Genomic DNA, 26,282 nt, shown 5'->3' on the forward strand with positions numbered 1-26,282 from the left:
TCACCCAACTTTGCATTTCACCCAACTTTGCATTTCACCCAACTTTGCATTTCACCCAACTTTGCATTTCACACTCCATACGCAATTCCATTACCATCAAAGAAGGCAATTCGTTTAAAGATCCATGCAATTTATTGATCAGGCGGAAGTTGAAGTTCAGGGTGGGAATGGAGGCGATGGAATGGTTGCCTTCCGCCGAGAGAAATATGTACCTGCGGGTGGCCCATCGGGCGGCAATGGCGGTCATGGTGGCTCGGTGATTTTTGTGGCGGCAGAGCGGCTGCAAACCCTGCTGGACTTTAGATTCGCCCATGTTTTTAAGGCAGATGACGGCGATCGCGGTGGCTCCAAAAGCATGACGGGGGCTTCGGGGAGCGATCGCGTGGTCGAGGTTCCCTGCGGCACGGTCATCTATAACGCTGAGACAGGTGAAATTTTGGGCGATTTGGTAGAGCCAGGGCAAAGGCTGTGTGTGGCTAAGGGTGGCAAGGGCGGATTGGGCAACAAAGCTTTTCTTAGCAACCGCAACCGCGCCCCTGAGCGAGCCTTACCGGGAATTCCGGGAGAAATTTGGTCGATTCGACTAGAGCTAAAGCTATTGGCGGAAGTGGGAATTATTGGCTTGCCCAACGCCGGAAAATCTACGCTGATCTCTTCCCTGTCTGCGGCGCGACCGAAGGTGGCAGACTATCCGTTTACGACGCTGGTGCCTAACTTGGGCGTGGTGCAAAAGCCCAGCGGCGACGGCACGGTCTTTGCCGATATTCCTGGATTAATTGAGGGAGCGCACTTAGGTACGGGCCTGGGACATGATTTTCTCCGGCACATTGAGCGAACCCGCGTGCTGCTGCATTTAATTGACGCAACTTCAGAAGATCCGATCGCCGCCTATCAAACCATTCAGGCAGAACTAACGGCATATGGTCGCGGCTTAGAAAACCGTCCTCAGCTGATCGGCATTAACAAAGTAGATGCTTTTCTGGCGGATGATCCCCTGCCAGAAGCGATCGCCACTCAGCTTCGCGAACTGACCTCAGACCCGATTTTCATCATCTCAGCCGTTGCCCGCACAGGCTTAGAACCAATGCTGCAAGAGGTTTGGCGGATTCTAGAGGCTCGCAATGAGGCAGAAGCGGAGGCAGCTCGATTAGAAGCGGAAGAAGAGTTGGGAAGTGAAGCAGAATCGGTTTTTGCAATGCGATCGCCCCTCCAAAGCTTTTGAAAGGTTCGCAGAGCGAACCTTTCAAAGAACTCAATGCTCCCTTTAGCCTTTAACCCACTAGATTCAGCTCTGGGTGCAAAATCCCCTCTAGAATCGAAGCTGGGCGCTGCTTATGTTTCCAGGCAAAGGCGTGACGAAAAGCAGCATCCTGACAGGCTTGCAGCTCCTCAAAGCCAATAATGTCGTAGGTTAGCAGGTTCTCGTACTCGAACGGCAGCCGCATGTTGTGCAATCCGGCATTGTCTGTGCAGATAGCAATGTCTACTCCGGCTTCTAGACAGCGATCGAACACGACTTTAAGCTGCTGAATGCTCTCCAGCGTCCCCGTTTTAAGGTAGGTCGTGGGGCAAACCTCCAGACATTGCCCCTCTCTGGCAATTTGGGGCAACAGCTCAGGATACAGTAATGGAATCTGAATGCCGTGCCCAATGCGCATTAGATAGGGCAATAGCTCTGGATAGCAGCCTTCGGTGGTTTCATAGAGGTGCCCAGTGGTGTTTAGCCCTCGCGATCGCGCATAGGCATATAGCTCCACAAATTCGCCCAGACGAGCGCGATAATGAGCATCGCCCCCGGCTACGTCAATGCCGCAAACATATTCATTAGCTGCTGCTAAGTCTACGATCGCTTTATTCACCTCGTAGGGCAGGCGCGAGTGCATACATAAAATTTGGCTGGTGACGATCGGGTATTCCACCGCCTGACTCGCAATCCCGACGGTTTCAACGATCTCCGCCATTTGGTCAATCCGCTCCGTTTGGCTGAGATGCTCTGGAGTTCGCAAGTACGGCGTGTAGCGCAGCTCTAGATAAGCCAAATTTTCGAATACATAGGCTCCACGAATCAAACGATAGATGAAGTAAGGCAGCGTGTCTTGAGTCTGCACTTTTTCGACGAGCGTATGTAGCTCTAGGTATTCATCTAGCGTTTTGCGCGGGCGTGTATAGAAATCCTCGAAAGCCTCGTAGTCCGCAAAAGGCTCGGCTAGGTTAGCTTGGTTGCGCTGAAAGTAGCGCCACAGCACACGAGGAACAACGGAACCCCCTAAATGACGATGTAATTCTGCGTATAGAGCCACAAGAACCTCTTTTAGTAATTTTGGTAATTTTTGATGAGCTGCTTTTAATGAGCTGCTTTTGATGCGCTACGAGGCCGGAACTCTATCAGATTTCTAGTTTTTACTATTTTGATTCCCTACAGGATATCAGCAGATTAATTTGTCCCGCTTAATATAAGTATAGATAAATTACGATCGACCGAACTTTCCCTGATCTTCTGGGCGTTTGATCTTTTGATATGGCTGTCGCCAGTTTGCTTAGGATCGTGGATTAGATAACCTGTACAACCGATCCGCTGCCAGGGCTTAGCATTGCTAAGCCCCTACTAAGCCCTTACTTCGCGCCTCACCATAACTGTCCCCGTCTTAATCGCCAACGCCAGAAAAGTGGTTGAATGAGGCTAAATATGCGTGGGGAGATTCTATGAAAATTAAATGGGGACTGAGTGCGATCGCCGGACTCTTATTATCAGGCAGCCACGTACCGCTTAGCTCAGCGCAGATGGTGCCAGCCGTGCCACCCGTACCAACCGCGCCCTGGTACAACTGTCTGACACGCGAAGTGTGGACACCCGAAAAGCAAGCCTGGTGTAAGAAGGTAGAGGCGCTGAGAAATGCCGCTTATACCATTCCTCAAAGTCCGAGTTATGTTCTTCCCGAACTGATAGCTGTCAAACTAATCAACGGTAGATACGAAGACAGAGCCAAGCAAATATCAGCAACTTTTGTGAGTCAGCAAGGCTCGATCGTGTTTGGTGACCTAAATGACGATGGGACTGAAGATGCTGTCAGCCTATTATCAGTTAATACAGGAGGTTCGGGCGTGTTCACCTACCTGGTTCTCTCGATCAATCAAAATGGAGTGCTGAAACCTATGTTTCCCGTCCTGTTGGGTGATCGCATTCAGTTCAAATCTATGGCGATCGAGCCGGGTAAGATCAGACTTACCATAGTTACTCAGGGCGCGAATGACTCGATGTGTTGTCCGACTCAGGAAGTGACTAAAACCTTTGACTTACGGTAGCTTGTGCCTATGTGTTAGCTCTTGTTACATTAGCTCCTGTTGAAAACAGGCAGCAACACAGTAAAGATAGACCCTTCATTTACCTTACTCTTAACGGCGATCGATCCGCCGCAGCGCAAGAGAAGTTGCTGAACGATCGACAAACCCAACCCAGAACCGCTGGAATCCTCACCGGAGGCAATGCGAATGCGATAGAAGCGATCGAAAATCTTGGGCAAATCCGATTGGGCAATGCCGACACCTGTATCGCGAAACTCGATTTGCACATAGTCGCCTTGCTGCTTTGCCCGTACCCAAACCTGCCCAGCGCTGGAAGTGAATTTGATGCTGTTGTGCAACAGATTAATCACAATCTGCTTGAGCCAAGGGCTAATGCAAGAAACAGGCAGCAAGTCCTCCGGAATGGTGTAGCCCAGCATAATCCCCTTTTCTTGGGCAAGCGGCTGGTAGGTGCTGACGACCCCCGGCACAATTTCAGAAAGCCGTAGAGCCTCCATGGGTACCTGATCGACCGTGCTCTCAATTTGTACGAGATCTAGAACGCTGGTAATTAGCGAACTCTGGCGATCGCATTCCTGGCTCAGCATATCCATGTATCTTTGGCGCTGGGGCGGCTTGATGCTGGGTGAGTTCAGCAACGAAAGCGCCGTTTTCATAGTGGTCAAGGGCGTACGCAACTCTTGCCCCATAATTTTGATGAACTCATCTTTCTGATGAACGGTGTTCAACAACTCATCATTTTCTAGCCGCAATGTAGAGACGCTTTCAGACTGTCGGCGGTGGGTCGCGCCACTGCGCCAGATATCTTCCTGTCGCTGGATTTGTTTGACGAGCAAATCGCCCAACAGAACGGGGTTCAGCGTGGTTACAGTTCCAGTCTCAACTAGCTGCTCCCAGGTAATTAACAGCTTTGCCACAACGTCGCTGGATTGGGTTTCAGGCTGACCAAAGCAAATAGCGCGATTAATTCCATCTAAGACCTGTCGTAGCGTATCAGCCTCAAACGTACAAAGACCTAGGAGCGGATGCTTTTGTTCTAGCGATTCTGCCGTTACCGCAGGTGTTGCTAACGGCAGCTTGGCGGCTTTTGCCGATCGCCCCTCACTCTTAGATAACCCCGATCGCGGACGATGCACCAGCATCAATCCATAAAACTCAGGTGCAGCCACCAGCAAAAAATATTCTCGCTTCAGCTGGCTCTGTGCCGCTAAGGGCAAAGAATGAATCTGTGAGCCTTGCATGATTTCATCTAGCGCGATCGGTTCTCGGCTTTGACCCAAGACTTGATCAAGTTCTGTATCCGTTGCTTCCAGACTCATTTCTGAAAGATCCCAGGGAGCCTCAGATTTTGCAGCCGATCTTTTACTTCCCTTACTTTTCTCTAAATCTTGCTGAGTTTGTAGACAATATAGCGAGTAAGGAGCCGTTGCCAGCTGACAAAAACGCTGAACCTCTGCTTGCCAGACTTCACCTTTAGGCAGCTTTAACCAGACTGTTGCTGGAATCTTTCGCTCGATCAGCAAATCAAAAACTAGCCCAACCGTAGACTTAAAGGTAGTTGGGCTAATTTTGAGAGGCTGAGGAGTCTGATTGAAATCAGCAGCTAGTTCATAAAGGGAGGTATCAGGAGAGCGAGAAAGATTCATAGGGTTCTGCTTTCAGGGGGATGAATGTAAAGCTCAATTGTGTTAGCACGATGCCCCTCATTCTATCTAATACCGTTTTCTCAGAAATTTACTTTTTGCTGATTTTTGAATGCCGATTGTTAAATCAGCGCAAAGCGTTGCATGAGCGCCTCGCGGGCTTGCTCCCGATCGTCAAAGTGAACCTTCTCAGTCCCCAAAATCTGATAATCCTCGTGACCTTTGCCCGCGATCAGCACGCCATCCCCTGGTTTCGCCTCCAAAATAGCCAGACGAATCGCCTCAGCCCGATCGCCCATCACGGTTATGTGGGCGCTAGCGGGAATTCCAGCCTGAATATCTTGCAGGATGCGTTCTGGATCTTCGGTACGCGGATTGTCAGAGGTGACAATTGCCCAATCGGATAGGCGGGCTGCAATCTCGCCCATCAAAGGGCGCTTGGTGCGATCGCGATCTCCGCCACAGCCAAACACACAGATCATTCGACCCGAAATGAAGGGTCGAGCGGCTCTCAGCATGTTTTCTAGACTGTCGGGAGTATGGGCATAATCTACAATAACGCTGATGTCCTGATCGGGCTGGAACTGTACCTGCTCCATGCGTCCCGGCACTCCGGTGAACTGGGGCAAAGCTTGGGCGATCGCCTCCAGATCTAGCCCCAGATGCAAGGCTGCCCCAACTGCCGCCAGCAGATTTGCTAGGTTAAACTGACCGACTAAAGGCGATCGAAAGGCAAGTGACCCGTTAGGGCTATGCAAAATTCCCTGTACGCCTTCTGCTGCATAGACTAAATCACTGGTCCACAGGTCGACCGTATTTTCGTCGACCGTATTTTCGAGGCTGGCTAGGCTGTAAGTCCAAACTCGATCGGGGGGAAGGCGATCGATCAATTGCCGTCCATAGGCATCATCTCGGTTAATAATGGCTCGTCCCTTTAAGTAATCGGAGCTAAACAAGAGTGCCTTGGCTTCAAAGTAATCATCCAGATCTTTGTGGTAGTCGAGGTGATCTTGGGTCAGGTTGGTGAAAACCGCCACCTCAAACGGACAGCCCCAGACGCGCCCCTGCGCCAAGGCATGGGAACTCACCTCCATCACGGCATACTGGCAGCCTGCATCCACAGCTTCGCTGAGCTGTGCCTGTAGCTCTGGCGCAAAGGGAGTCGTGTGGGCAGCAGTCTGCTGATGACCTGCCCAACGGCTGTAGAGCGTGCCAAACAGTGCGGTAGGCTGCTGGCTCTGGTTGAGCAAAAATTCGATTAAGTGGGTAGTAGTGGTTTTGCCGTTGGTGCCCGTCACGCCCACCATCGACATTTTCTGTCCCGGATTGCCGTAGAAGGCCGTTGCAATTTGGGCACAGGCGTGAGGCATATCGGCAGATGTGATAAGGCAAGGATTCTGATGCCCAGCTCCAGAAACCTTCTGTGCCGCTGAAGGCGAAACCAGAGCGGCAATGGCTCCAGCGGCGATCGCCCCCGACCAAAACTCGCCGCCATCGACCCTTGTACCCGGCATTCCGATGAACAAATCCCCTGGCTGACAGGCGTGAGAGTTGGTCGCCAAACCCGTGACTTTTTGATCTAAGGCAGGGTGTTGGGGCAAAGAAACATCGGGTAGCGTTGCCAGTAGCTCTCTCAACGTCATGTCAAAAAGTTTCATAGTCAACAGCTCTCCTTGTGCCTGTTTTTTGCGCCTGGTTTTCTCGCCTGTCAGCGGCTAATCTTGCGCTTATTCTGCCTCATTTTTTGGATTTCCCCCTAAGAATTTCTGCAAAACCTGCTCAATTTGCTGAACTGAGGCGCGGGGAGAAAAGCGAGGCAGAGGGGTTAGAGTGAAGCGCTGAGCCGCTGGCTCTAGATCCCGCACCGCGTAAAGAACCGGAATTTCGTACTGGTAAGCCTGGAACCAGTCCTCTTGGGTGGTGATATCCCGGATTTCCAGGTCAAGCGGGAGGTTCTGAACTTGCTCAAGTTTGAGCTGGAGCGCTTCACAAAGATGGCAACCGGGCTTGCTGTAGAGAATCAGGCGCATAGGTTTATGGCATCACGTAATTGAGTTAGGACGAGTTATTTTTTGAGAGCCGCGCGGCTCTCAAAAAATAACTCATTGGATCTAAGCGCGTAGCGCCATACAAAATAAAGGGGACAGGATGAAGTAACGATCCCTAAACCAAAGCCCAAATTAAAGCTGGTAGGATGGAGGTAAACGCTCACGAATCTACTTTATGGCATTGGATAACTTGCGGGATCTCTATCAACAGGTGATTCTGGAGCGCTACAAAAAACCCCGCAATCGCGGCAAGGCTGACCCGATCGATCGCTACCAAAAGGGTCATAATCCTTCTTGTGGCGACACGATCGAGCTGACTGTCAAACTTAGCGAGTTGGGCGATCGCATCGACGATGTGAAATTTGAGGGAGAGGGCTGCGCGATCGCGATGGCATCCGCCGATTTAATGGCAGACGCACTCCGGGGTAAAACCACTGACGAAGCGCTGGAAATGGTGCAGCGGTTTCAGTCGATGATGCGGGGCGAGGCAGAGTTTCCTCAAGATTTGCGCAAGCTCAACGTCATGCAGGGCGTGGCGCAGTTTCCAGTTCGCATCAAGTGCGCCAATCTCTCTTGGCATACCCTCAAAGCCGCTCTGGAATCTTCCCAGGCTCAGCCCGTAGCGGCAGTGAGCAACGAATAGGGTCACACAGCAAAGCCTCACCGAGTTCCCTTTATTTTTGTTCTTTCATGCTTACACCTGCTGCATTTCAACTCTACGCCCAATGGGTCGGCATCGCTACGCTGGTCTTGGGGGCGATCGCCGGACTGAGCTTTCTTTTCAAGTGGGGCTTTCGGTTTCGGTTGGTGGGTATTACGGGCTTCAGCATTGTGTTAACCGTCGGTTTGTTTGCCCTTAGCGTTGTGCCCTTTACCCGAACCGTTGTACCGGGTGCTGTGCGGTTTTTAACCGTGTATGATTCGGGTGCCGATCAGGCAGTAATTGTTGTCTCGTCCACCATTACCGAATCTGAGCTAGATGCCACGCTACGACAGGCTGCCAGCGACTTGTTTTCGGTAGGGCGGCTGAGCCGAGGTCGGCAGCAGCTGACAATTCGGGCACGAGCAGTCGTGCATCCAGAGCCAGGGCTGACTCAGCCGCTCATTTTAGGTCAGGTGAAGCGATCGCTTTTCGATCGCAAGGATGACCAAATGGAAATTGAAATTTTCTCCGAAAACCTGGCGAAACTGCCCTCTGCCGCTGAAAGATCCTTAACAGACAGTTAGCTAGAATACAAATGTAGTAAAGTTGTGTTTACTGTAAGGTTGCCTTTACTTCGTTTTCCTCCCTTTTGCAGATCTCCACTGAGATTCTCCGATTATGACTGACGCAGTACTGCTTGCTGATGCTACCGTAGCGCCAATGCCAATCCTGGCTGTGGCTCCTGCGCAGGTGATGAGAGGCGCAGGAATTTTGGCTCAGGCAGGGGCAGCGATCGCCCGTCTGGGCAAGCGTCCTCTGGTCGTGGGGGGCGATCGAACTTTAGAAGTCGTCCATGCGCTGTATCCTGCGCTGGAGGCTGTGGGAGGGGCGATCGCCCAGGCATCCTACGGGGCAGATTGTAGCGAGTCGGGATTGAAAACCCTGGTAGAAGCCGTGGCTCAACATGGAGCTGATCTGATCATTGGCGTGGGCGGCGGCAAGGCTCTAGATGCCGCAAAACTCGTGGCACATCGCTGTAATTTACCTGTAGTCACGGTTCCTACCTCTGGCGCAACTTGTGCCGCCTGGACAGCACTCTCCAATGTTTATTCAGAGCAGGGCGCATTTCTGTATGATGTGGGCTTGGTCAAATGTCCCGATCTGCTAATCCTGGACTATGACCTAGTGCAAACTGCCTCACGCCGGACGCTGGTGGCAGGTATTGGCGATGCTCTGGCAAAATGGTATGAGGCTTCGGTCAGCAGCGGACATTCGGAGCAAACGCTGATCATTGCTGCCGTGCAACAGGCAAGAATTCTCCGAGATTTGCTGTTCCAAAAATCTGCGGCGGCGTTGCAGACTCCAGGGAGTGAGGTCTGGCGAGAAGTGGTCGATGCAACGGTGCTGCTAGCCGGGGTGATTGGTGGATTGGGGGGAGCGCAGTGCCGTACAGTTGCTGCTCATGCCGTTCACAATGGCTTGACGCAGCTCCCCCAAAGCCACGGAGTGCTGCATGGTGAAAAGGTTGCCTATGGCATTCTGGTGCAGCTCCGCTTGGAAGAGCTGATGCAGGGCAGCGTTTTGGCAGAAACCTCTCGTCAGCAGCTGCTAAAGTTTTATGGCGAAATGGGCTTGCCTCAGAGCCTTAATGATTTAGGGCTGGGTGAAATCACCTTGGCTGAGCTGCATCAAGCGGCAGTCTTTGCCTGTCGTCCGGGTTCAGATATTCATCATTTGCCCTTTGCCATGACGCCAGAGCATCTGATGGCGGCAATGGTGTCTACGACTGCCTCTGGCAATGCTTCCGGCGCTGCATCAGGCTCAGATCGAAGCTTCAAATCCGTTGACTCTGAACCATAGAATCTAACCAATAGCGCCGGGGCAGAACCCCTCAATTTTTTATCCCTTTTGCAGCATGAACCTAGACTGGATTACCCCCGCCGATCGCCTCCGTAGCCTTCCTCCCTATGTCTTTGCTCGTCTAGATGAGCTGAAGGCGCGAGCGCGAGAACAGGGGCTAGATTTAATTGATCTAGGCATGGGAAATCCAGATGGAGCCACCCCTCAGCCGATCGTCGATGCAGCGATCGCCGCTCTCCAAAATCCTGCGAATCATGGCTATCCGCCCTTTGAAGGCACTGCCGACTTCCGCCGCGCCATCACCGACTGGTACTATCGTCGCTACAACGTCGCGCTTGATCCAGATGGCGAGGCGCTGCCGCTGCTGGGGTCAAAAGAAGGGTTGGCGCATCTGGCGATCGCCTACATTAATCCGGGTGACTTGGTGCTGGTGCCCAGTCCGTCCTATCCAGCGCATTTTCGGGGACCTTTGATTGCGGGGGGCAAAATCTATCCGCTGATCCTTAAGCCCGAAAACGACTGGCTAATTGACCTGAAGGCGATTCCTGACGCGATCGCTCAGCAAGCAAAAATCCTTTACTTCAACTATCCCAGCAATCCGACTGCCGCCGTTGCCCCGCGCGAGTTTTTCGAGGAAATTGTAGCGTTTGCCCATCGGCACGAGATTATGCTGGTGCATGACCAGGCTTACGCAGAGCTAGCGTTCGACGGCTATCAGCCCACTAGCCTGCTGGAAATTCCCGGCGCAAAGGACATTGGCGTAGAGTTTCATACCATGTCTAAAACCTACAACATGGCAGGTTGGCGGGTTGGATTTGTCGTCGGCAATCGCCACATTATCCAGGGCTTGCGGACGCTGAAAACAAACCTGGACTATGGCATTTTCGCGGCATTGCAAACAGCGGCTCAGACAGCGCTCAACCTTCCCGATGTCTATCTGCATGACGTGCAGGATCGCTACCGCACCCGGCGCGACTTTTTGATTGCAGGGCTGGCAAAGCTGGGCTGGGATGTGCCCAAAACCAAAGCTACTATGTATCTCTGGGTTGCCTGCCCTCCCGGCATTGGCTCCACAGATTTTGCCCTGTCGGTGCTGCAACAGACGGGCGTAGTGGTGACACCTGGAAACGCCTTTGGGGCAGGCGGCGAAGGCTATGTGCGGATTAGCTTGATTGCCGACTGCGATCGCCTTCAGGAAGCGCTCGATCGGTTTGATAAGGCAGGGATTCGCTATTCCTGATCTTGGAGTTTGAATTCTAGATTGACTCTAAAATCCAAAGCCCCCAAATATCTAGATCTGGCTGTCGCCAGTTTGTTTAAAACATTTAGGGCGGGGCGTGAAGCGCCCCACCCTAAATGTCCCCGTCCTGAGTCCTAACCGCCTTGACGGTTGCTAAACTCCTTGGGCGAAGCCCTAGTAAGCGTCTTGAAGCTCGTAGAAGTCGGGAGAGATGTAGTCTTTACGTAAAGGCCAGCCCACCCAGTCTTCTGGCATTAGCAGCCGCTTCAGGTTAGGATGCCCTTCATAGGTAATGCCATACATATCGTAGCTTTCGCGCTCTTGCCAGTCGGCTCCTTTCCAAATCCAGTAAACCGAGGGAACTCTGGGATCTTCTCTGGGCAAGAATACCTTTACCCGCACTTCTTCAGGGCGATCGGCATTATCGCTAAGTTTAATCAGGTGATAGGTGCTAACCAGCTCGCCGCCCGGCCCCGTGTCATAGGCCGCCTGACACTGAAGGCAATTAAAGCCATAGGCATTCAGCGCCGCGCAAAAGGGTAAGAGAAAATCGCGATCGACCTTCAATACCTCTACGCCAAGATGGTCAGTTTCTAAAACTTCATGCTCAAAGTCATTTTCGGTGAGCCAACGAGAGGTGCTACCCACTTCAACGATGGCAGTTTCAGGAGTTGCAGTTTCAGGAGCCAAATTTTCTTCAGCCACGCTCAACAACCTCCTTCTCAGGCTGCAACTCTTGAGCCACAGGCGAAACGGGTAAGCCCATCGCTTCCATCAGCTCCTTCGGCGGCGCTTGACGAGCAGCCGTCTGGAGATACTTCCCGGTGAGAATATCGGGGACAGGCTTCATGCTGTGGGTCGTGCTGTAGTAGCGGTGCGTTTGGGCAAACGTGCCGCGCTCTGCCAGCGCCTCATTCGAGATTTTTTTGCGCAACTTGATGATGGCATCAATAATGGCTTCTGGTCGGGGAGGACAGCCCGGAATATAAACATCCACCGGGATCAGCTTGTCTACACCACGCACTGCCGAAGGTGAATCCATGCTGAACATACCCCCCGTAATGGTGCAGGCTCCCATGGCGATCACATACTTGGGATCAGGCATTTCCTCATAGAGGCGCACCAGTGCTGGAGCCATTTTCATCGTCACCGTGCCTGCCGTAATAATCAGATCTGCCTGACGCGGGGTCGATCGGGGCAGCAAGCCAAAGCGATCGAAGTCAAAGCGAGAGCCAATCAGTGCCGCGAACTCAATGAAACAGCAGGCTGTGCCGTAGAGCATCGGCCAGAGGCTGGAAAGACGTGCCCAGTTGTTCAGATCGTCTACCGTGGTCAGAATCACGTTTTCTGACAGATCCTGGGTCACTTGAGGACGACCGATCGGATTTAACAGCTTCTCGGCTGCATCACCGGAAGTGGGAGGATTCATGACCATTCAAGTGCTCCTTTACGCCAAGCGTAGACCAGACCGATAAGTAAAATGCCGATAAAAACTAGGGCTTCAATAAACGCCAGCAGACCAAGCTGATTGAACGCGACTGCCCAAGGGTAAAGAAACACAGTCTCCACATCAAAGATGACGAATACTAGGGCAAACATGTAGTAGCGGATGTTGAACTGAATCCAGGCTGCGCCCAGTGGCTCCATCCCAGATTCGTAGGTGGTGCGCCGCTCTACGCCCGTTCGGCGAGGGGAAAGCAAAGTGGAGAGGATGATTGCCGCAGCACACACCAGGCTACAAACAATCACGAATCCCAGGAGATATTCGTAACCGTGAAGGACAAACACAATAGCTGCTGTTGTATGGGTTGACTCACCTTTCATGTTACCTGGTTTTTACCTTGTCGCAAGGCGCAAACAGCGGGCAGCCATACCGAGAGGCAATGGTGAGGATTGGGAAATGCTTAATCACTAGCAATCATGATGTTGCTAGATTTAATCACCGCATAAACGTCTTTGCCCTCGCTGAGTTCCAGATGTTCGGCTGAAGCGCGAGTAATGGTTGCTACCAGCTCTGCACCCGACGCAATTTCCACGATAACCTCAGCGCTAGTCACGCCCAAGATCAGCCGTTTCACCCTGCCTCGCAAAACGTTCCGCGCACTGACTTTTAAGGGTTTTAGCTCAGAATCTAGCTCTAGGGACTCGTTTTCAGAAAGCCTTTCCTCAAAAATAGCTTCCTCCTGATCCGATCGCTCTGTCGAAGCCTGGGCTAGAGGCATTAGATCGCGGATCATCTGCCGCAAGATCTCGGTCTTACTGCGCTGAGACTGTTGACAATATTGATCCAAAAGCTGCCGTTCCTCTTCCGAAGATTGAAAGGTAATCCATCCTTGCTGTTTTCTGGGCATTGCTGGGAATACCAACTTAGTTGGTAATATAAATATTTGAGATGTAAAGGCTGTGGTCTAAAGACGGTCGCAAACTCTGATCTATCTAAATCTATTAGGGCACTGGCACATGAAAAAGAGACACTTTCTCATCTTTTTAGGCGGACTCCTAGCAACTTTGCTTTTGACTCTAAGGGTTTCGACTCTGGGGGGTTTGACTCTGGATTTGAGAGACTCTGTGACCGCACAGACGAGCGGAGGTCTACTAATTTCCGCTGCTGCCAGCTTGCAAAATGTCTTGGAGGCGATCGATCCCCAAGCTGAGCAAACCGTTGGTGCTGGCGTTAACTACAATTTTGGATCTTCTGGCGCATTGCAGCAGCAAATTGAACAGGGCGCACCTGCTGACGTGTTCATCTCCGCTGCCTCACGCCAAATGGATGCCTTGCAGCAGAAAGGGTTGATCTTGACGGATACCCGCCGCAATCTGCTGACCAACCATCTGGTGCTGATTGTGCCCAGCAATTCAAGCCTGAACCTGACGAGCTTTCGACAGTTGACGGGAGATAAGGTGCAAAAGATTGCCGTGGGCGAACCTCGCAGCGTCCCGGTCGGGCAATATACTGAGGAGCTATTTAAAAATTTAGGCATCTTAGCGCAGGTGCGATCGAAGCTGATATATGGCAACAGCGTCCGTAACGTGCTGGCAGCGGTCGAGAGCGGCAATGTTGATGCGGGCATTGTCTACACTACCGATCGGCTAATCTCAACTCAGGTCAAGCAAGTTGCCACCGCACCGGATGAGCTACATTCGCCGATCGTTTACCCGATCGCCGTTCTCAAAGAGAGCAAGAATCCACAAGCCGCCAAAAGCTATGTGGAGTTTTTGAGCAGTAGCCCAGCCAGCGCCGTGTTTCAGCGCTACGGCTTTGGCATATCCGAGTAAAGCTAAACTCTGAGCGCTGCGATAATGAGTCCCCGCTGCTGTCCATCCAAGATGGCAATATTGGTGAGGTGTCCCTGAGGCTGAAAGCCCAGTCCTTCAAATAGCCGCTGGCTACCAATATTGTGGTCAAAATACATGGCCAGGAGCGTCGTCACGCCCAGCTGAGGACAGAATTCTATCAGGCGTTTGATCAGGTGTTTGCCGTAGCCCTGGCGCTGGTGCTGGGGGGCAATATAGATGCTAATTTCGGCCGTGGCGCTGTATGCGGGGCGACCCGCGTAGAAAGAGGTGAGGCTAATCCATGCAGCGATTTCTTTGTCTTCTTCGTTTTTGCCTCCTTCGTTGGCAACTTCCAAAACCCATAGCGGTCGCTTATCAGGGTGATATTGCTTAAACCAGAGGTAGCGGCTTTCTACCGTGATTGGCTCCAGATCGGCAGTGGCAATCCGGGTTGGAATGGCGGCATTGTAGATCTCTACGATCGCAGGTAAATCTGATTCCTGAGCATCCCGGATATTCATAGCCTCTCTCCCACAGCAGTACTGCCCTATTAAAACAAATGACAGCTTCTAAATAAGTTCGCCATTGATCTATTGCTTGACCCCAAATGTAGTAGGTTGTCAGCAGTTTTGCAGGGTCGAGGAGCAATGATGGACGTGTTAATTAAGGGTGGCAGAATTGTCACGGCTGTAGATGACTATGTTGCCGATGTGCTGATTAAGAATGGGCAGATTGAGGCGATCGCCCGTCACATTCCTTCAGAGTCCGCGATCGTCCATAACGCAGCGGGACTGCTGGTAATTCCGGGCGGAGTGGATGTGCATACCCATATGGAGTTTCCCTTGGGGGATGCCGTCACCTGCGACACGTTTGAAACCGGAACGCGATCGGCTGCCTTTGGGGGCACCACAACGATCGTAGATTTTGCGCTTCAGCAGCGAGGCGAAACGCCAAAACAGGCGCTCGATCGCCGTATGGCAGTAGCAGAACCTAAAGCCTGTGTGGATTATAGCTTTCACATTATCCTCACAGATATCACGTCCGATGCTCTGGCGGAGCTGCCAGATTTGATCGATCGCGACGGCATTTCCAGCTTCAAGATGTTTATGGCATACCCTGGCGTGCTGATGGTGGACGATGCCGGAATATTTAAGGCAATGCGCAAAGTAGGCACACAGGGCGGCATGATCAATATCCATGCCGAAAACGGCAGCGTTATTCAAGTGCTGATTGAGGAAGCGCTGGCTCAAGGCAACACCTCACCCAAGTTTCATGCCCTGACGCGACCCCGGATCATGGAGGCGGAAGCCAGCCATCGCGCCATCCGCCTTGCCGAGCTTGCCGAAGTTCCAGTGTATCTGGTGCATCTATCGGCAAAAGAGGCACTGGAGGAGGTCGTGGAAGCCCGCGATCGCGGTATTTCAGCCTTTGCCGAAACCTGCCCCCACTATCTGTTTCTGGGCATTGAGGAATACGATCGCCCTGATTTTGAACCTGCCAAATTTGTCATGACTCCGCCGCTGCGAGATCACGACTGCCAGGAGGCGCTTTGGCGCGGACTCAAGTTTGACGATCTGCAAATTGTTTCCACCGATCACTGCCCCTTTTGCTTCAATGAAAACCCTTATGGTATCCACCGCTCTAAGCAGCTTGGACACGACAATTTTGAGCGCATTCCCAACGGCGCACCGGGCGTAGAGTTTCGTCTGCCCCTCATGTTTGACGGCGGTGTGGGCATGGGCAGAATTTCGCTAAACCGCTTTGTACAGCTCACCGCCACCGCTCCCGCTAAAATGTTTGGGCTGTTCCCCCGCAAAGGGACGATCGCAGTGGGCAGCGACGCCGATCTGGTGCTGTTTGATCCGCTCAAGGTTCATACCCTCAGCGCTAGCACCCATCACTCCAACGCCGACTACACCCTCTACGAAGGGCGCAAGGTGACGGGCAAAGTCGAAAAAGTATTTCTGCGGGGCGAACTGGTGGTAGATGGCGACGCTTGGCTGGGTCGTCCGGGGAATGGAGCGTTTCAGAAGCGATCGGCATCGGGGAGAGTTTAGGTGGGTAGATGGGTAGGTGAGTAGATAGAAAATTCCTCATCCACTCATCCACTCATTCACTCATCCACTCATCCCAAAACCCAAAACCTTCACGCTCATTTTGCAAAGTGTTGATATTGTTTCATTTTTCATTTCAGCGGGTGAATTTTGAATAATGCAGGTTAGTTTGGATGAATTCGCCTGATTTAGGGAACCAAGGAATTACGTATGGTGAGGAAGTCTCTATTAACTGTGGGCTTGAGTGCGGCGATCGCCTCTCTCTCCATCTGCACAGTGTCCATTTGCACGACCGCTCAAGCCGTCAATGCGGCAACATCCAGCGATTCGCCTGATCTAGATGCCACGCCATCTGTGACTGCGCCGATCGCCCAGCCTGTTCAAGTGGCACAACTTTTCTATCCCCCTGCTACTGACGATCATCAGGTACTGATGGTTGTTGGGCATGGAAAAATTAGCCGACCTGCTGACAAAGCCTCAGTTCAGCTGATCGTACTAAGCTACGACATCTCCACATTCAATCCCTATCCTGTCTCTGATCCGGCTGCTAGCGGGGCGGAACTGCCTGAGCCACCCCCCATTCCCCCTTTGACTGAGGAGATACTAAAGCCTTTCGTGGCTGCCCTGGTGGCCGCTGGGGTTCCTGCTAGCGATATCACGGTCGAGATGGGTGATGTCCCTGGTGCAAGCCCCTACAACTATTATGGTGAAGGCAGTGCCGCGATCGCCTTTGATCTGGCTGAACCGACGAGCGATCGCGTTGAAGAGATCATGGCGGCTGCTCAAGAAGCGACAAGTGACAAGCTTTACCTTCAGGATCGCTATATCGGCTACGTTACGAATAGCTGTGATGATATGGAGGCACAAGCCTACATTGCTGCTGTTGCCGATGCTCGCGATCGGGCACAGATTCTTGCTACCGCCATGCAGGTAGAGATGAGTCAAATCTCCTCAGTAGCAGAGATGCCTGTCACTCTAGGCTCTACTCCTTACCCTTCTCCTTGCGACCTAGAAAATCTGCCTCAAGCTGCGGCCTATGGCTACTCTACGCTCTCTTACTATGATCCATCCGCTCCGGTAGAAGTTACCCTTCAGCGCGATTTGTATGTCACTTATCCAGTGCGGCAACGATAGAAGCTAATCTTGCATCTAGGTTCAGGAGATCGCAAAGTCCTCCTAATTTTTCTAAAAGCTGGATTTCAAAGGCGCAGAGCGCCTTTGAAATCCAGCTTTTAGGGTTTTGTGGCGCGCGCCACAAAACCCTAATTTGCCCTCTACTGATACCAATTTGAATTAGAACCACGACAGATCCCGGTATGGGCTTGGCATTGCCAAGCCCCTTCTGAGGTTCGATGTGCCCACAAATTCGTTTAAATCGGTATGAGGCTTGAATCTAGGTTTAACTCGACGGTCTACTAAACTTAAAGCGAAACCTCCAAATCTTAGGGTAAATTGCTAAGTGGTTATGTCTAAGTGGTTATGTCTATACTGCTTGTAAAAGTCCTGGTATCAGAGGTTTTGTATGGACTCTAAAGATATTGCTGCCCTGATTCATCCTTTTATCGCGATCGGTTTTGTATTTCCTCTCATAGGCGTGGTAGTTTACTTCGCAACGCTGACTCGTAGCCGTCGGCTCAAAACTCAAGAAGAAGGCGGTAAGAGCAAAATTCCGCCGACGGTGGGCACCGAGCATCTGAAACTTGGACGCTTGCTCAGTAACTCGGTCGTTTCTGTGGCGCTCTTGGGGCTGGCATACCCCATAGTCTCCAAATTTCTCGAAAAACAAACTTGGAATTCGGAACCTCTGCGAGCAGGGTTTGTGATGCTAATGTTTGTTTTGACGATCGTCTCCTTAATTTTTTTGAACAAAGCCAGGGCAAAACTCTGGCGAGGTATTTTTGCGACGCTAACCGGGATGGGGCTGATTTTGCTGGGTTGCCAACCTGAAATTTATCGGCGTGGATCTGAGTGGTATATCTCTCACTACCACTACGGTATTTTGGCAGCTCTGCTCATGATTTTTTCCCTTGCCACTTTCCCTGACATCTATGCCGATCGCACCCACCGTTGGCGCAATGTTCATATTGTTCTCAACAGTTTTGCTTTCCTTTTGTTTATTGGGCAGGGTTTTACGGGCACCCGCGATCTCCTGGAGATTCCCCTAGCTTGGCAAAGCCCTTACATTGAGCAGCTTTATATCAATAACTGTCAGCCGCCAACCGCACCTGGAGCCTGTGCTGTTCAACCTGCCAAGAAGTGAGGCTTGGCTAACTTAAGGCTTGTCTAAACTAATGCTAGTTAGACTGATCTCCGCATACCCACTTCCACAGAGGGTGCGTTTTTCCCTGCTGACGAATCTGCAAAACCTGTTTTTCGAGATAAGCCTGATAGGGTTGCGGTAGCCCCAGCAGAAGGTTGCGGCTGTGCCACACTAAAGCGGCAACTGTCATGCCAAGGCAGATTCCTAGACCGATCGCAGACAGGCGGTTGTAGATCAAACCGTAGCGAACAGCCGCCCAAGTCAAATGATCGCGCCATAGAGAAATTTCTGAGCGCAAACCCCAAAGACTGAGAGGCGCTAAAGTTAGCCACAGTAACCCTACGACTGTCCAGCGACCGTAGACTATGGTTCGATGCAGTCGCCGCACCTGATGCTGAAACACAAGATCGTGAGATTCGGTGCTGGAGGGCGATGCGCCGCTAGGCGAAGAATTGAAGGAGTCTTGGGGCGGCATGAATGAGTTCGCATGAATGAGTGCCAAAAGCCTGATATTATGATCCCCTAACTTTCAAGGATTTGATCCCTTCGATCCCTGGGGTTTGTGCCATCTTTATCACGAATTAAGCCTAAGTCTGGGTAAACAGACGGCTCTTGACGAGGGGTATATAATTTGGGCAAATCTTTTGTAAAGATTAACAGCTAGGGTTGGTTAACATTCACTCCAAATGATGTCTCACAGAAGAAGTTCCCCGGTCATTGCCCTGACTCTGCTCCTTGCCCTGGTCGCTGCTCCCAAATCTCCAGCAGCATCATTTAGAACCGACCCTATTCTGGCGCAAGCTCCGGCTTCTCCAGCATTCAGGTTGCCAGAGAGCGTTGCTAACGATACGATCGTCAAGATTGATGGCTCAACCAGTTTAGAAACAATTAACCAGTTGCTGAAGCAGCGCTTTCAGCAGCGCTATAACGGCACTAAAGTAGAAGACAGCTACTCTGGAACAGACTCAGCGCTTCAATCTGTGCTGAATGGCACGGCAGATCTGGCGGCAATTGGTCGCCCCTTGACCGACGCAGAAAAAGCTGAGGGTTTGACCGCTGTGCCGATCGCCCGTCACAAGATTGCCATTCTAGTTAGCCCAGATAATCCTTACACAGGCGACATTTCCTACCAGCAATTTGCCCAAATCTTTCGAGGAGAAATCACAAATTGGTCGCAGCTGGGTGGCAGCCCTGGGGCAATCCGCTTTATCGATCGCCCCGACAGCAGCGATACTCGGCTAGCGTTTAGCAACTACCCGGTCTTTAAGGCATCGCCTTTCGAGGCAGGGGCAAATGCTGCCAAAGCAGATGACACAACGGATGCAGTCATTCAGCAGTTAGGCACAGATGGCATCGGCTTTGCGATCGCTGATCAAGTGCTCGATCGCCAAGACGTGCGAATTGTGCCGATGCACAAGACCCTGCCTACCGACCCACGCTATCCCTTTTCTCAGCCGTTAGCCTATGTCTACAAAGGCAATGCTAGTCCGGCAGTGCTGGCTTTCCTGGGCTTTGCTACCGATGCCTCTAATCGACAGGCGATTGAGCAAGCAAGGGCCTCTGATGCGATCGCGGCGGTTGGCTCTTCAGCGGTTCCTTCTGCCCTAGCCAGTCCTTCTGTAGCGGCTCCCAGCGAGGCTCCTGCAGTGGTGGCTGCACCCGATCCAGTGGCTGCACCTGATCCAGAAGCTACACCCAATCCAGTGGCTGCACCCGCTTCAGGAGACTGGATACCCTGGCTTCTTTTGCTTCTATTAGGCGGTATGGGGGCGCTGTTTTGGGCGCTAAAAGGACGGCGGCGCCCTGATCTGCGGGTAGAAGATGCTAGAACTCCTGCTCCTCTCGTACCGCCTGTGGATGTGGCTCCGACCCGTTCAGCGCCGCCTGTACCTTCTCCCGGTGCAGTAGGAGCTATAGGCGCTGTGGGAGCTGTGGGCGCGATCGCAGCCGGAGCCGCCGCTCTCAGCACAGCCCGACAGAACAGCCGCATTATTCTCACGCCCCGTAATTCGGAACAAGCCTACGCCTATTGGGAAGCACCTGAAGCCCACAAAGCTGAACTGCGAGACCAGGGAGGCGAAGCGCTAAAGCTACGCATTTACGACGTTACAGATATTGATTTAGAGACTCAATCGCCCCACAGCGTTTTGCAGTATGACTGTGCCGAAACGGATCAAGATCGGCATGTGCCTATTTCTGAGAGCGATCGAGACTACCTTGCAGAAGTTGGTTACGTCACGGCGGATCATCGCTGGCTGATGCTGGCGCGATCGGCTCCGGTGCGGGTGGTTGCTGATCCGGTGATTTCTGACCCGATTATCCCCGATCCGGTTATCTCTGACGTTGAAGCTGTTGAAGCAAAATCTACAAACGGTTTGGGATTGGGGGCGATCGCAGGAGGTGCAGCACTGGCAACCGCCGCTCTAGGCGCTCTATCACCCGAACCTGAGATTCCTACAGCTGAGCCGGAAATCAGCGCGCCAATTCCATCAGAGCCGATCCCGCCAAGCCGCATTATCCTCACGCCCCGTAATTTTGAAGATGCTTATGCCTACTGGGAAACACCGGAAGCTGCAAAAGCTGCTTTGCGCCAGCAAGGGGGTGAAAAACTGACTTTGTTGCTTGCTGACGTAACGGGTCTGGATTTGAACACACAGATTCCCTACAACGTTCAGCAGTTTAGCTGCGCCGAAACTGAAACCGATCGCCACTTGCCGATTCTGGTGGGCGATCGCGACTATATTGCTGAAATTGGCTACCTTACGGCAGATAACCAATGGCTGCTACTAGCCCGTTCTGAGCCAGTTCGGGTGCCTATCCCGCCTGCTGGATCTGTCGAAGCCGCTGACAGTCTGCTGGTAGAGAGTGAGCCTGTTGCTGGCGAGTCTGCCATTGTGACGGAGAAAGATGATGGCTTAGCTGAAGAGCCTGTGAATGAAGCTGCTGGAGCCGCTTCGCTAGAGCCAGGATACGCATTTCTGGGTATGCCTTGGGCAATGAGGAGCGATCGTCCTCCAGCGGCAAAATCTAATTTAATCTACCCCAATCTGACTGGCGAAGACTTGGCTTCGGTAGATGAAGGCTTGCCTGACCTGCCCCTAGGCTATGACGAGAGCCGTATTACTCTAATGGCACGCGATCCTCACTGGGCTTATGCCTACTGGGATATTGCTGCTGAACAGCGGGAGGAGCTACGGCAGATTGGGGGCACAAGCCTTGCACTGCGCTTTTACGATGTCACTGATGTGAGTCTAGATACGCAAAATCCCCATAGCCTTCAACAGTATTACTGCGACGAAGCTGCGCGAGACTGGTACATCCCTGTCCCTGTCAGCGATCGCGATTACATCGTCGAAATCGGTTACGTTACCTCTGAAGGGACTTGGCTGATGCTGGCGCGATCGATTCCCGTTCGCATTCCGCCTGTCTATCCCTCTGAATGGTATGAGGAAAAGTTCACTACGGTTCCCTGGGAAGAAGAAATTCGTACCCGTGTGTTTCAAGAGTTAGGGGAACCCTACCGATGGTCTAGCTTTGAGAATCCCTCTTACGATCGCATTTTTAGACTGGCTGAGATTGCTCAAGAGCAGCGCATCTCTGGGTCGCTATTTGGGTCTATGCAGCAGGTACCTAGCTCGTTTGTGCTGCCTACCGTACCGGGGATATCGGGCACTGTGTCAGGCATAGGCATGATGTCAGGTATCGGTATTTCTAGAATGTCGGGCATTGGCATGTCGGGCATTGGCATGTCGGGCATCGGCATGTCGGGCATCGGCATGTCGGGCATTGGGATTGGCGCATTTCCCGCTCTGCTCAGCATGTCCGGTATGGGAATGTCGGGTATCGGCATGTACACTGCATCCGGTATCGGCAGCCTATATACGACATCCGGTATGGGATTGGCAGGAATGTCGGGTATTGGCATGTACACTGCATCTGGTAGTGGGCTGGCAGGAATGTCGGGTATTAGTATGTATACCCTGTCTGGTGCTGGTATGTCCGGTATTGGTATGTCTGGTGTTGGTATTTCTGGGGCATCAGGCATTGGCTACACTATGTCCGGCATTGGTATGTCCGGTGTTGGCATGTCGGGTATTGGTATGTACACTTTATCTGGCATAGGAATAGCAGGAATGTCGGGCATTGGCTACATCATGTCCGGTATTGGTATGTCTGGTGTTGGTATGTCCGGGGCATCAGGCATTGGCTACACTATGTCCGGCGTTGGCATGTCCGGCGCATCAGGCATTGGCTACACTATGTCCGGCGTTGGTATGTCTGGTGTATCAGGCGTTGGCTACACTATGTCGGGCGTTGGCATGTCCGGTGTTGGCATGTATACTGCATCCGGTATGGGCAATATGTCCAGCAATGGTTTTGCAAATACATCAGGGATCGGCACCTTATCGGGTGTAGGTTTGGCAACTGCATCAGGCATAGGCACGTACAATCTGTCCGGTATAGGTATGTATGGTCTATCCGGTGTGGGTCTGTATGGCTTGTCAGGCATGGGTTCTTCAAACTCAATACCGCCTCTTCAACCCCGCAAATTTTGGCTTGTTGCTGATGCTGAATTAATTGTGCATGGTGCAACAGAGCCAGATGCCACTGTCTCGATCGCTGGACAAACGGTTCGCCTCAGCCCTGACGGAACCTTCCGGTTTCAAATCATGTTTCCAGACGGCAATTTTGATTACCCCATTCTTGCCGTTGCTGCGGATGGTGAGCAGACGCGATCGCTTCACATGAGGTTTAGCCGTGAAACTCCGGTGCATCATGCAAACACAAAAGATGAGGCAGTGAATGAATGGAAAGCTTGAGATTTTGAGCTGAGCGCGTTGAGAACCTTAAGTTAAAAAATTGCCTTCTGGATCGATAAAATGCCAGTTACTGTCTAGCTTTACCCAGGCGAATCCTCCGGCAAAGGAACCTGCCTGGGTAAACTGTGGCTTGATCGCTATTTTTCCAGTTCGATCAATGTACCCGATCTGACCGTTGAGAGTGACAGCAGCCAGTCCCGACGCAAAATCGGCGGCAAAGCTAAACTGTGGCGCGATCGCTATCTCTCCCTGGGGATTGGCGTAACCCCACTGACTGCCCACCAACACCGCCGCTAGTCCTTGTGAAAAATCTGAGGCAAAATCAAATTTGGGAGCGATCGCCGTAGCTCCCGTCACGTCTAAAAATCCCCAGATCGAACCCTTCCGAATTCGTCCCAACCCCTCAGAGAAGCTAAAGGCTCCATCAAAACTTGAGGGAATCACGATAGCGCTCGTGCGATCGATATATCCGGGCTGCCCTGCGATCCGCACGACTGCCCGTGACTCCGAAAAACTCCAGGCATCCTCAAACTGTGGCTCGATCGCCCATTTGCCCTGCGGATCAATATAGCCGTAGCTCTCGTCTAGCTTGACCGCTGCTACCCCTTCCGAAAAATCGCTGTTGAGCGTAAACTGTGGCTCGATCGCCATCTCTCCTGCCAGATTGATATAGCCATAGCGACTGCCTGTGCGCACCGCCGCCAACCCGTTGGCAAAAGCATTGGCACCTGGAAACTGAGGCGGAATGACTACAGCTCCCGTCCGGTCAATATAGCCGCATACATCGTTGACACGCACTAGCGCCCGACCTTCTGAGAAAGCAGACACGCCGTCAAAGCTAGGATCTATAGTGATTACCTCTTTTCCGGTGCGATCGATGTAGGCATAGCGATCGCCTATGCGTACGGCGGCAAGTCCTTCTGAAAAATCTGAGGCAAAATCAAATCTAAGCATCGTGGATTAAGCTGCTAATCGTCAAAACAAGAGTGTTACTGTTAAAAGCTGAAGCTAATTATTAGAAGCCCAACGATTCTCGCATGTATGCCTTAGCAATTCACACCGCCAGTGCTGATCTGGGTTTAGCCTTAAGCAATTTTGATGACCTGACGCGCTGCCAAACTTGGGCGTTAGGTCGAGAGGTTTCTACCCATTTACATCTGCATTTAGCTGAATTTCTGCCGCCACAAATCTGGTCAGACTTAGCATTTTTAGCGGTCGCCAAAGGAGCCGGAAGCTTTACGGGCACTCGCATTGGCGTTGTCACCGCACGCACTCTCGCCCAGCAGCTCAAAATTCCGTTGTTTGGCATCTCGACTCTAGCAGCGATCGCCCAAGCTCACCTTACTAGCCCATTTAAACCCGCAGATTCAGAAACAACCCTACCCGATCTGGCAGTGCAAATGCTGGCGCAACGCGGGGAAGTTCATGTGGCAATCTACTCTCCTGAGTTGAAACCGCTGCTAGAAGATACGGTAATGAGTCAAGCTCAGTGGCAACAAACTCTGGAAACTTGGGCTAGACCTTACCACCTAATGACTGCCGCAGATGGGCTAGGAACCACGACTCCCGCGCTTTTAGATCTAGCCTATCGAGATTGGCAGCGGGGCGATCGCCCAGACTGGTCAACCGTACTGCCTTTTTATGGACAAAGCCCAGTTTAGGTCTTCCAAAAACATTGGGAGACTTAAAATCCTAGCGCTGGAGATTTCGTGGATCGAGGGCATCGCGCAAGCCATCTCCTAGAAGGTTAAATGCCAGCACCGTCAACACAATCAAAATAGCAGGAGACCATACCAGCCAAGGTTGCAGCACCAAAACTGAGGCATTGGTAGCAACCGACAGCATATTGCCCCAAGAGGGATCAGGCTCCTGAATACCCAGCCCAATCAGGCTAAGAACCGCCTCTGCAACGATAAAGCTAGGGATAGTCAAAGTGGCAGAAATAATGATGTAGGTGGCAGTTTGCGGCAATATGTGACGAAGAATGATGTAGAGCGATCGCCCTCCCATTGCCTTTGCCGCCTGCACATACACCCGCTCCTTAATGGATAGCACCTGCCCACGCACGACTCGCGCCAGACCTGACCAACTGACGAAAGAGGTAATGATCACAATTAGCAAAAATCGCTGAGCGCTTGTCAAACCGGGCGGCAGTATTCCTCCTAAAGCCACCAGCAGGTAGATAGAAGGAATCACCATCAGCACTTCCACAATTCGCATCAAAACCACGTCTACGACACCGCCGAAATAGCCTGAAATACCGCCCACCAGAAGACCTAGCGGAAAAGTAATCAATGTTCCCACAATACCGATAAACAGGCTGATGCGTCCTCCATGCACCAGACGACTAAACTGATCTCGCGCCTGTTCATCGGTGCCCAAAAGATTGATTCGCCCCTCTCCTGTCGTGCCAAACAGGTGGAGATTGCTCTTGATCCCCGGAAACAGCTCTATGTCTTCTAGCTTAGGATCGCTGAGGGAAAACTGTGTCGGCAGCGGCAGCTTCACCTGCAAAAACTGATATTCGTCACCCTGAACAAAAAGACGCAAGGGCGAAGGGCGAGTGCGATCGATCTTGAGGGCGCGATCGCCAGTCTCTAAGCTGACAGGACCTTGAGTTGTGGGATATACCTGAGGCCCTGTAAATCCTTGCTCACTGAACCAGTGAATCTGTGTGGGTGGCAGCAGCGATCCGTCAGGTTGAGAAGTTTTAGGGCTGTAGGGCGCAACAAATTCTGCAAAAATCACGACTAGGTAGAACATCAGCAAGATAGATGCTCCTATTCGTGCCAAAGGATTTCGCTTGAGATTGCGCCACCAGGTCATAGCTTGCTCCAAATCAGTTGTGACTGATCATAGCAATCTCAAACGCGATCTCAACTGCAACATCTGCGAGAGTTGATTCATGAATATTGAATGGGACTTACGCATCTGACCCTCAAATCCCACAATTCTGGGAGACTTTGAACTCCGGCTTCTCCAGAATTGGGGGTTGGGGGGCGGATTTCGCTTCAATTTGTGCAAGTCCTGTTGAAAATAATGCTGAAAAATCAACCTTATATTTAAATGGACTAATCTTCGCGCCCTGCCCTAGATGTCCTAACCGCCTTGGCGGTTGCCATACGTATGACTTTA

24 protein-coding genes are annotated in these 26,282 nt (G+C 52.0%); 12 read left to right on the top strand and 12 right to left on the bottom strand.

Features of this window, described 5'->3' with window-relative positions; genetic code table 11:
* The first annotated feature begins 124 nt into the window (after positions 1 to 124).
* A complete protein-coding gene (gene obgE, locus AC5JMP_RS04075) occupies positions 125 to 1,222 on the top strand; it encodes a GTPase ObgE (RefSeq protein ID WP_495850153.1) in 1,098 nt (365 codons plus the stop codon).
* Positions 1,223 to 1,271: 49 nt separating this feature from the next.
* Here the strand turns inward: obgE and AC5JMP_RS04080 are convergent, their stop codons facing one another.
* A complete protein-coding gene (locus AC5JMP_RS04080; RefSeq protein ID WP_495850154.1) occupies positions 1,272 to 2,300 on the bottom strand; it encodes an adenosine deaminase in 1,029 nt (342 codons plus the stop codon).
* A gap of 403 nt (positions 2,301 to 2,703) precedes the next feature.
* Between AC5JMP_RS04080 and AC5JMP_RS04085 the strand changes: the two genes are divergently transcribed.
* Positions 2,704 to 3,303, top strand: a complete 600-nt coding sequence (locus tag AC5JMP_RS04085) for a hypothetical protein (protein ID WP_495850155.1) — start codon at positions 2,704 to 2,706, stop codon at positions 3,301 to 3,303.
* A gap of 29 nt (positions 3,304 to 3,332) precedes the next feature.
* Here the strand turns inward: AC5JMP_RS04085 and AC5JMP_RS04090 are convergent, their stop codons facing one another.
* The 3 genes from AC5JMP_RS04090 to AC5JMP_RS04100 form a co-directional block, all read right to left on the bottom strand.
* The gene (locus AC5JMP_RS04090; protein WP_495850156.1) at positions 3,333 to 4,949 is read right to left on the bottom strand and encodes an ATP-binding protein; all 1,617 of its coding nucleotides are present in this window, start codon (positions 4,947 to 4,949) and stop codon (positions 3,333 to 3,335) included.
* A 119-nt stretch (positions 4,950 to 5,068) separates the two neighbouring features.
* Positions 5,069 to 6,589 carry a UDP-N-acetylmuramoyl-L-alanyl-D-glutamate--2,6-diaminopimelate ligase gene (locus AC5JMP_RS04095; RefSeq protein ID WP_495850193.1) on the bottom strand — a complete coding sequence of 507 codons (1,521 nt, stop codon included), beginning with the start codon at positions 6,587 to 6,589 and terminating at the stop codon, positions 5,069 to 5,071.
* Between the two features lie 84 nt (positions 6,590 to 6,673).
* On the bottom strand, positions 6,674 to 6,976 hold the full coding sequence (locus AC5JMP_RS04100; protein ID WP_495850157.1) for a glutaredoxin family protein: 303 nt from the start codon (positions 6,974 to 6,976) through the stop codon (positions 6,674 to 6,676).
* Positions 6,977 to 7,169: 193 nt separating this feature from the next.
* Between AC5JMP_RS04100 and sufU the strand changes: the two genes are divergently transcribed.
* The 4 genes from sufU (at position 7,170) to AC5JMP_RS04120 (ending at position 10,737) form a co-directional block, all read left to right on the top strand.
* The gene (sufU, locus tag AC5JMP_RS04105; RefSeq protein ID WP_495850158.1) at positions 7,170 to 7,637 is read left to right on the top strand and encodes a Fe-S cluster assembly sulfur transfer protein SufU; all 468 of its coding nucleotides are present in this window, start codon (positions 7,170 to 7,172) and stop codon (positions 7,635 to 7,637) included.
* A gap of 47 nt (positions 7,638 to 7,684) precedes the next feature.
* Entirely contained in the window at positions 7,685 to 8,221 is a 537-nt protein-coding gene (locus AC5JMP_RS04110; RefSeq protein WP_495850159.1) for a Ycf51 family protein, read from the top strand.
* A 94-nt stretch (positions 8,222 to 8,315) separates the two neighbouring features.
* Positions 8,316 to 9,497: an iron-containing alcohol dehydrogenase family protein gene (locus AC5JMP_RS04115; RefSeq protein ID WP_495850160.1), complete on the top strand. Its 1,182-nt coding sequence runs from the start codon at positions 8,316 to 8,318 to the stop codon at positions 9,495 to 9,497.
* Between the two features lie 55 nt (positions 9,498 to 9,552).
* Positions 9,553 to 10,737, top strand: a complete 1,185-nt coding sequence (locus tag AC5JMP_RS04120; protein ID WP_495850161.1) for an aspartate aminotransferase — start codon at positions 9,553 to 9,555, stop codon at positions 10,735 to 10,737.
* 174 nt (positions 10,738 to 10,911) lie between these two features.
* Here the strand turns inward: AC5JMP_RS04120 and AC5JMP_RS04125 are convergent, their stop codons facing one another.
* The 4 genes from AC5JMP_RS04125 to AC5JMP_RS04140 form a co-directional block, all read right to left on the bottom strand.
* Positions 10,912 to 11,442 carry an NAD(P)H-quinone oxidoreductase subunit J gene (locus AC5JMP_RS04125; RefSeq protein WP_495850162.1) on the bottom strand — a complete coding sequence of 177 codons (531 nt, stop codon included), beginning with the start codon at positions 11,440 to 11,442 and terminating at the stop codon, positions 10,912 to 10,914.
* Entirely contained in the window at positions 11,435 to 12,172 is a 738-nt protein-coding gene (locus AC5JMP_RS04130; protein ID WP_495850163.1) for an NADH dehydrogenase subunit K, read from the bottom strand. The genes AC5JMP_RS04125 and AC5JMP_RS04130 overlap by 8 nt, the downstream gene beginning before the upstream one ends.
* Positions 12,163 to 12,525, bottom strand: coding sequence for an NAD(P)H-quinone oxidoreductase subunit 3 (locus AC5JMP_RS04135; protein ID WP_495850194.1), 363 nt, complete (start codon positions 12,523 to 12,525; stop codon positions 12,163 to 12,165). The genes AC5JMP_RS04130 and AC5JMP_RS04135 overlap by 10 nt, the downstream gene beginning before the upstream one ends.
* Before the next feature lie 116 nt (positions 12,526 to 12,641).
* Positions 12,642 to 13,088 (bottom strand): TOBE domain-containing protein, encoded by a 447-nt coding sequence (locus tag AC5JMP_RS04140; protein WP_495850164.1) that lies wholly within the window; start codon positions 13,086 to 13,088, stop codon positions 12,642 to 12,644.
* A 109-nt stretch (positions 13,089 to 13,197) separates the two neighbouring features.
* On the opposite strand from AC5JMP_RS04140, the gene modA reads away from it, so the two are divergent.
* Complete coding sequence (gene modA / locus AC5JMP_RS04145) at positions 13,198 to 14,013, top strand: molybdate ABC transporter substrate-binding protein (protein WP_495850165.1); 816 nt, start codon at positions 13,198 to 13,200, stop codon at positions 14,011 to 14,013.
* 2 nt (positions 14,014 to 14,015) lie between these two features.
* Here modA and AC5JMP_RS04150 read toward each other — a convergent pair whose 3' ends face one another.
* The gene (locus AC5JMP_RS04150) at positions 14,016 to 14,534 is read right to left on the bottom strand and encodes a GNAT family N-acetyltransferase (RefSeq protein WP_495850166.1); all 519 of its coding nucleotides are present in this window, start codon (positions 14,532 to 14,534) and stop codon (positions 14,016 to 14,018) included.
* Between the two features lie 126 nt (positions 14,535 to 14,660).
* On the opposite strand from AC5JMP_RS04150, the gene hydA reads away from it, so the two are divergent.
* From hydA to AC5JMP_RS04165, 3 genes are all read left to right on the top strand, one after another.
* On the top strand, positions 14,661 to 16,070 hold the full coding sequence (gene hydA, locus AC5JMP_RS04155; protein ID WP_495850167.1) for a dihydropyrimidinase: 1,410 nt from the start codon (positions 14,661 to 14,663) through the stop codon (positions 16,068 to 16,070).
* A gap of 207 nt (positions 16,071 to 16,277) precedes the next feature.
* Entirely contained in the window at positions 16,278 to 17,201 is a 924-nt protein-coding gene (locus AC5JMP_RS04160; RefSeq protein WP_495850168.1) for an SIMPL domain-containing protein, read from the top strand.
* Between the two features lie 388 nt (positions 17,202 to 17,589).
* Positions 17,590 to 18,327: a DUF4079 domain-containing protein gene (locus AC5JMP_RS04165; protein WP_495850169.1), complete on the top strand. Its 738-nt coding sequence runs from the start codon at positions 17,590 to 17,592 to the stop codon at positions 18,325 to 18,327.
* Between the two features lie 34 nt (positions 18,328 to 18,361).
* Here AC5JMP_RS04165 and AC5JMP_RS04170 read toward each other — a convergent pair whose 3' ends face one another.
* Positions 18,362 to 18,802: a hypothetical protein gene (locus tag AC5JMP_RS04170; RefSeq protein WP_495850170.1), complete on the bottom strand. Its 441-nt coding sequence runs from the start codon at positions 18,800 to 18,802 to the stop codon at positions 18,362 to 18,364.
* 211 nt (positions 18,803 to 19,013) lie between these two features.
* Here AC5JMP_RS04170 and AC5JMP_RS04175 point away from each other — a divergent pair, with 211 nt between their 5' ends.
* On the top strand, positions 19,014 to 23,147 hold the full coding sequence (locus AC5JMP_RS04175; RefSeq protein WP_495850171.1) for a DUF4912 domain-containing protein: 4,134 nt from the start codon (positions 19,014 to 19,016) through the stop codon (positions 23,145 to 23,147).
* Between the two features lie 27 nt (positions 23,148 to 23,174).
* Here AC5JMP_RS04175 and AC5JMP_RS04180 read toward each other — a convergent pair whose 3' ends face one another.
* Positions 23,175 to 24,101: a WG repeat-containing protein gene (locus tag AC5JMP_RS04180; RefSeq protein WP_495850172.1), complete on the bottom strand. Its 927-nt coding sequence runs from the start codon at positions 24,099 to 24,101 to the stop codon at positions 23,175 to 23,177.
* A gap of 83 nt (positions 24,102 to 24,184) precedes the next feature.
* Here AC5JMP_RS04180 and tsaB point away from each other — a divergent pair, with 83 nt between their 5' ends.
* On the top strand, positions 24,185 to 24,808 hold the full coding sequence (tsaB, locus tag AC5JMP_RS04185) for a tRNA (adenosine(37)-N6)-threonylcarbamoyltransferase complex dimerization subunit type 1 TsaB (RefSeq protein ID WP_495850173.1): 624 nt from the start codon (positions 24,185 to 24,187) through the stop codon (positions 24,806 to 24,808).
* Between the two features lie 31 nt (positions 24,809 to 24,839).
* On the opposite strand, the gene AC5JMP_RS04190 is transcribed toward tsaB, so the two are convergent.
* Positions 24,840 to 25,973 carry an ABC transporter permease gene (locus tag AC5JMP_RS04190; protein ID WP_495850174.1) on the bottom strand — a complete coding sequence of 378 codons (1,134 nt, stop codon included), beginning with the start codon at positions 25,971 to 25,973 and terminating at the stop codon, positions 24,840 to 24,842.
* Positions 25,974 to 26,282 lie beyond the last annotated feature (309 nt).

Source organism: Drouetiella sp., from assembly GCF_059504425.1.

Bases quoted from the DNA above. Each gene is read 5' to 3' on its own strand.
- AC5JMP_RS04150 (WP_495850166.1), bottom strand. From the start codon at position 14,534: ATGAATATCCGGGATGCTCAGGAATCAGATTTACCTGCGATCGTAGAG.
- AC5JMP_RS04120 (WP_495850161.1), top strand. From the start codon at position 9,553: ATGAACCTAGACTGGATTACCCCCGCCGATCGCCTCCGTAGCCTTCCT.
- AC5JMP_RS04175 (WP_495850171.1), top strand. From the start codon at position 19,014: ATGATGTCTCACAGAAGAAGTTCCCCGGTCATTGCCCTGACTCTGCTC.
- AC5JMP_RS04095 (WP_495850193.1), bottom strand. From the start codon at position 6,589: ATGACGTTGAGAGAGCTACTGGCAACGCTACCCGATGTTTCTTTGCCC.
- tsaB (WP_495850173.1), top strand. From the start codon at position 24,185: ATGTATGCCTTAGCAATTCACACCGCCAGTGCTGATCTGGGTTTAGCC.
- AC5JMP_RS04160 (WP_495850168.1), top strand. From the start codon at position 16,278: ATGGTGAGGAAGTCTCTATTAACTGTGGGCTTGAGTGCGGCGATCGCC.
- AC5JMP_RS04090 (WP_495850156.1), bottom strand. From the start codon at position 4,949: ATGAATCTTTCTCGCTCTCCTGATACCTCCCTTTATGAACTAGCTGCT.
- AC5JMP_RS04115 (WP_495850160.1), top strand. From the start codon at position 8,316: ATGACTGACGCAGTACTGCTTGCTGATGCTACCGTAGCGCCAATGCCA.
- AC5JMP_RS04140 (WP_495850164.1), bottom strand. From the start codon at position 13,088: ATGCCCAGAAAACAGCAAGGATGGATTACCTTTCAATCTTCGGAAGAG.
- modA (WP_495850165.1), top strand. From the start codon at position 13,198: ATGAAAAAGAGACACTTTCTCATCTTTTTAGGCGGACTCCTAGCAACT.
- AC5JMP_RS04110 (WP_495850159.1), top strand. From the start codon at position 7,685: ATGCTTACACCTGCTGCATTTCAACTCTACGCCCAATGGGTCGGCATC.
- obgE (WP_495850153.1), top strand. From the start codon at position 125: ATGCAATTTATTGATCAGGCGGAAGTTGAAGTTCAGGGTGGGAATGGA.
- AC5JMP_RS04190 (WP_495850174.1), bottom strand. From the start codon at position 25,973: ATGACCTGGTGGCGCAATCTCAAGCGAAATCCTTTGGCACGAATAGGA.
- sufU (WP_495850158.1), top strand. From the start codon at position 7,170: ATGGCATTGGATAACTTGCGGGATCTCTATCAACAGGTGATTCTGGAG.
- AC5JMP_RS04165 (WP_495850169.1), top strand. From the start codon at position 17,590: ATGGACTCTAAAGATATTGCTGCCCTGATTCATCCTTTTATCGCGATC.
- AC5JMP_RS04085 (WP_495850155.1), top strand. From the start codon at position 2,704: ATGAAAATTAAATGGGGACTGAGTGCGATCGCCGGACTCTTATTATCA.
- AC5JMP_RS04100 (WP_495850157.1), bottom strand. From the start codon at position 6,976: ATGCGCCTGATTCTCTACAGCAAGCCCGGTTGCCATCTTTGTGAAGCG.
- AC5JMP_RS04170 (WP_495850170.1), bottom strand. From the start codon at position 18,802: ATGCCGCCCCAAGACTCCTTCAATTCTTCGCCTAGCGGCGCATCGCCC.
- AC5JMP_RS04130 (WP_495850163.1), bottom strand. From the start codon at position 12,172: ATGGTCATGAATCCTCCCACTTCCGGTGATGCAGCCGAGAAGCTGTTA.
- hydA (WP_495850167.1), top strand. From the start codon at position 14,661: ATGATGGACGTGTTAATTAAGGGTGGCAGAATTGTCACGGCTGTAGAT.
- AC5JMP_RS04180 (WP_495850172.1), bottom strand. From the start codon at position 24,101: ATGCTTAGATTTGATTTTGCCTCAGATTTTTCAGAAGGACTTGCCGCC.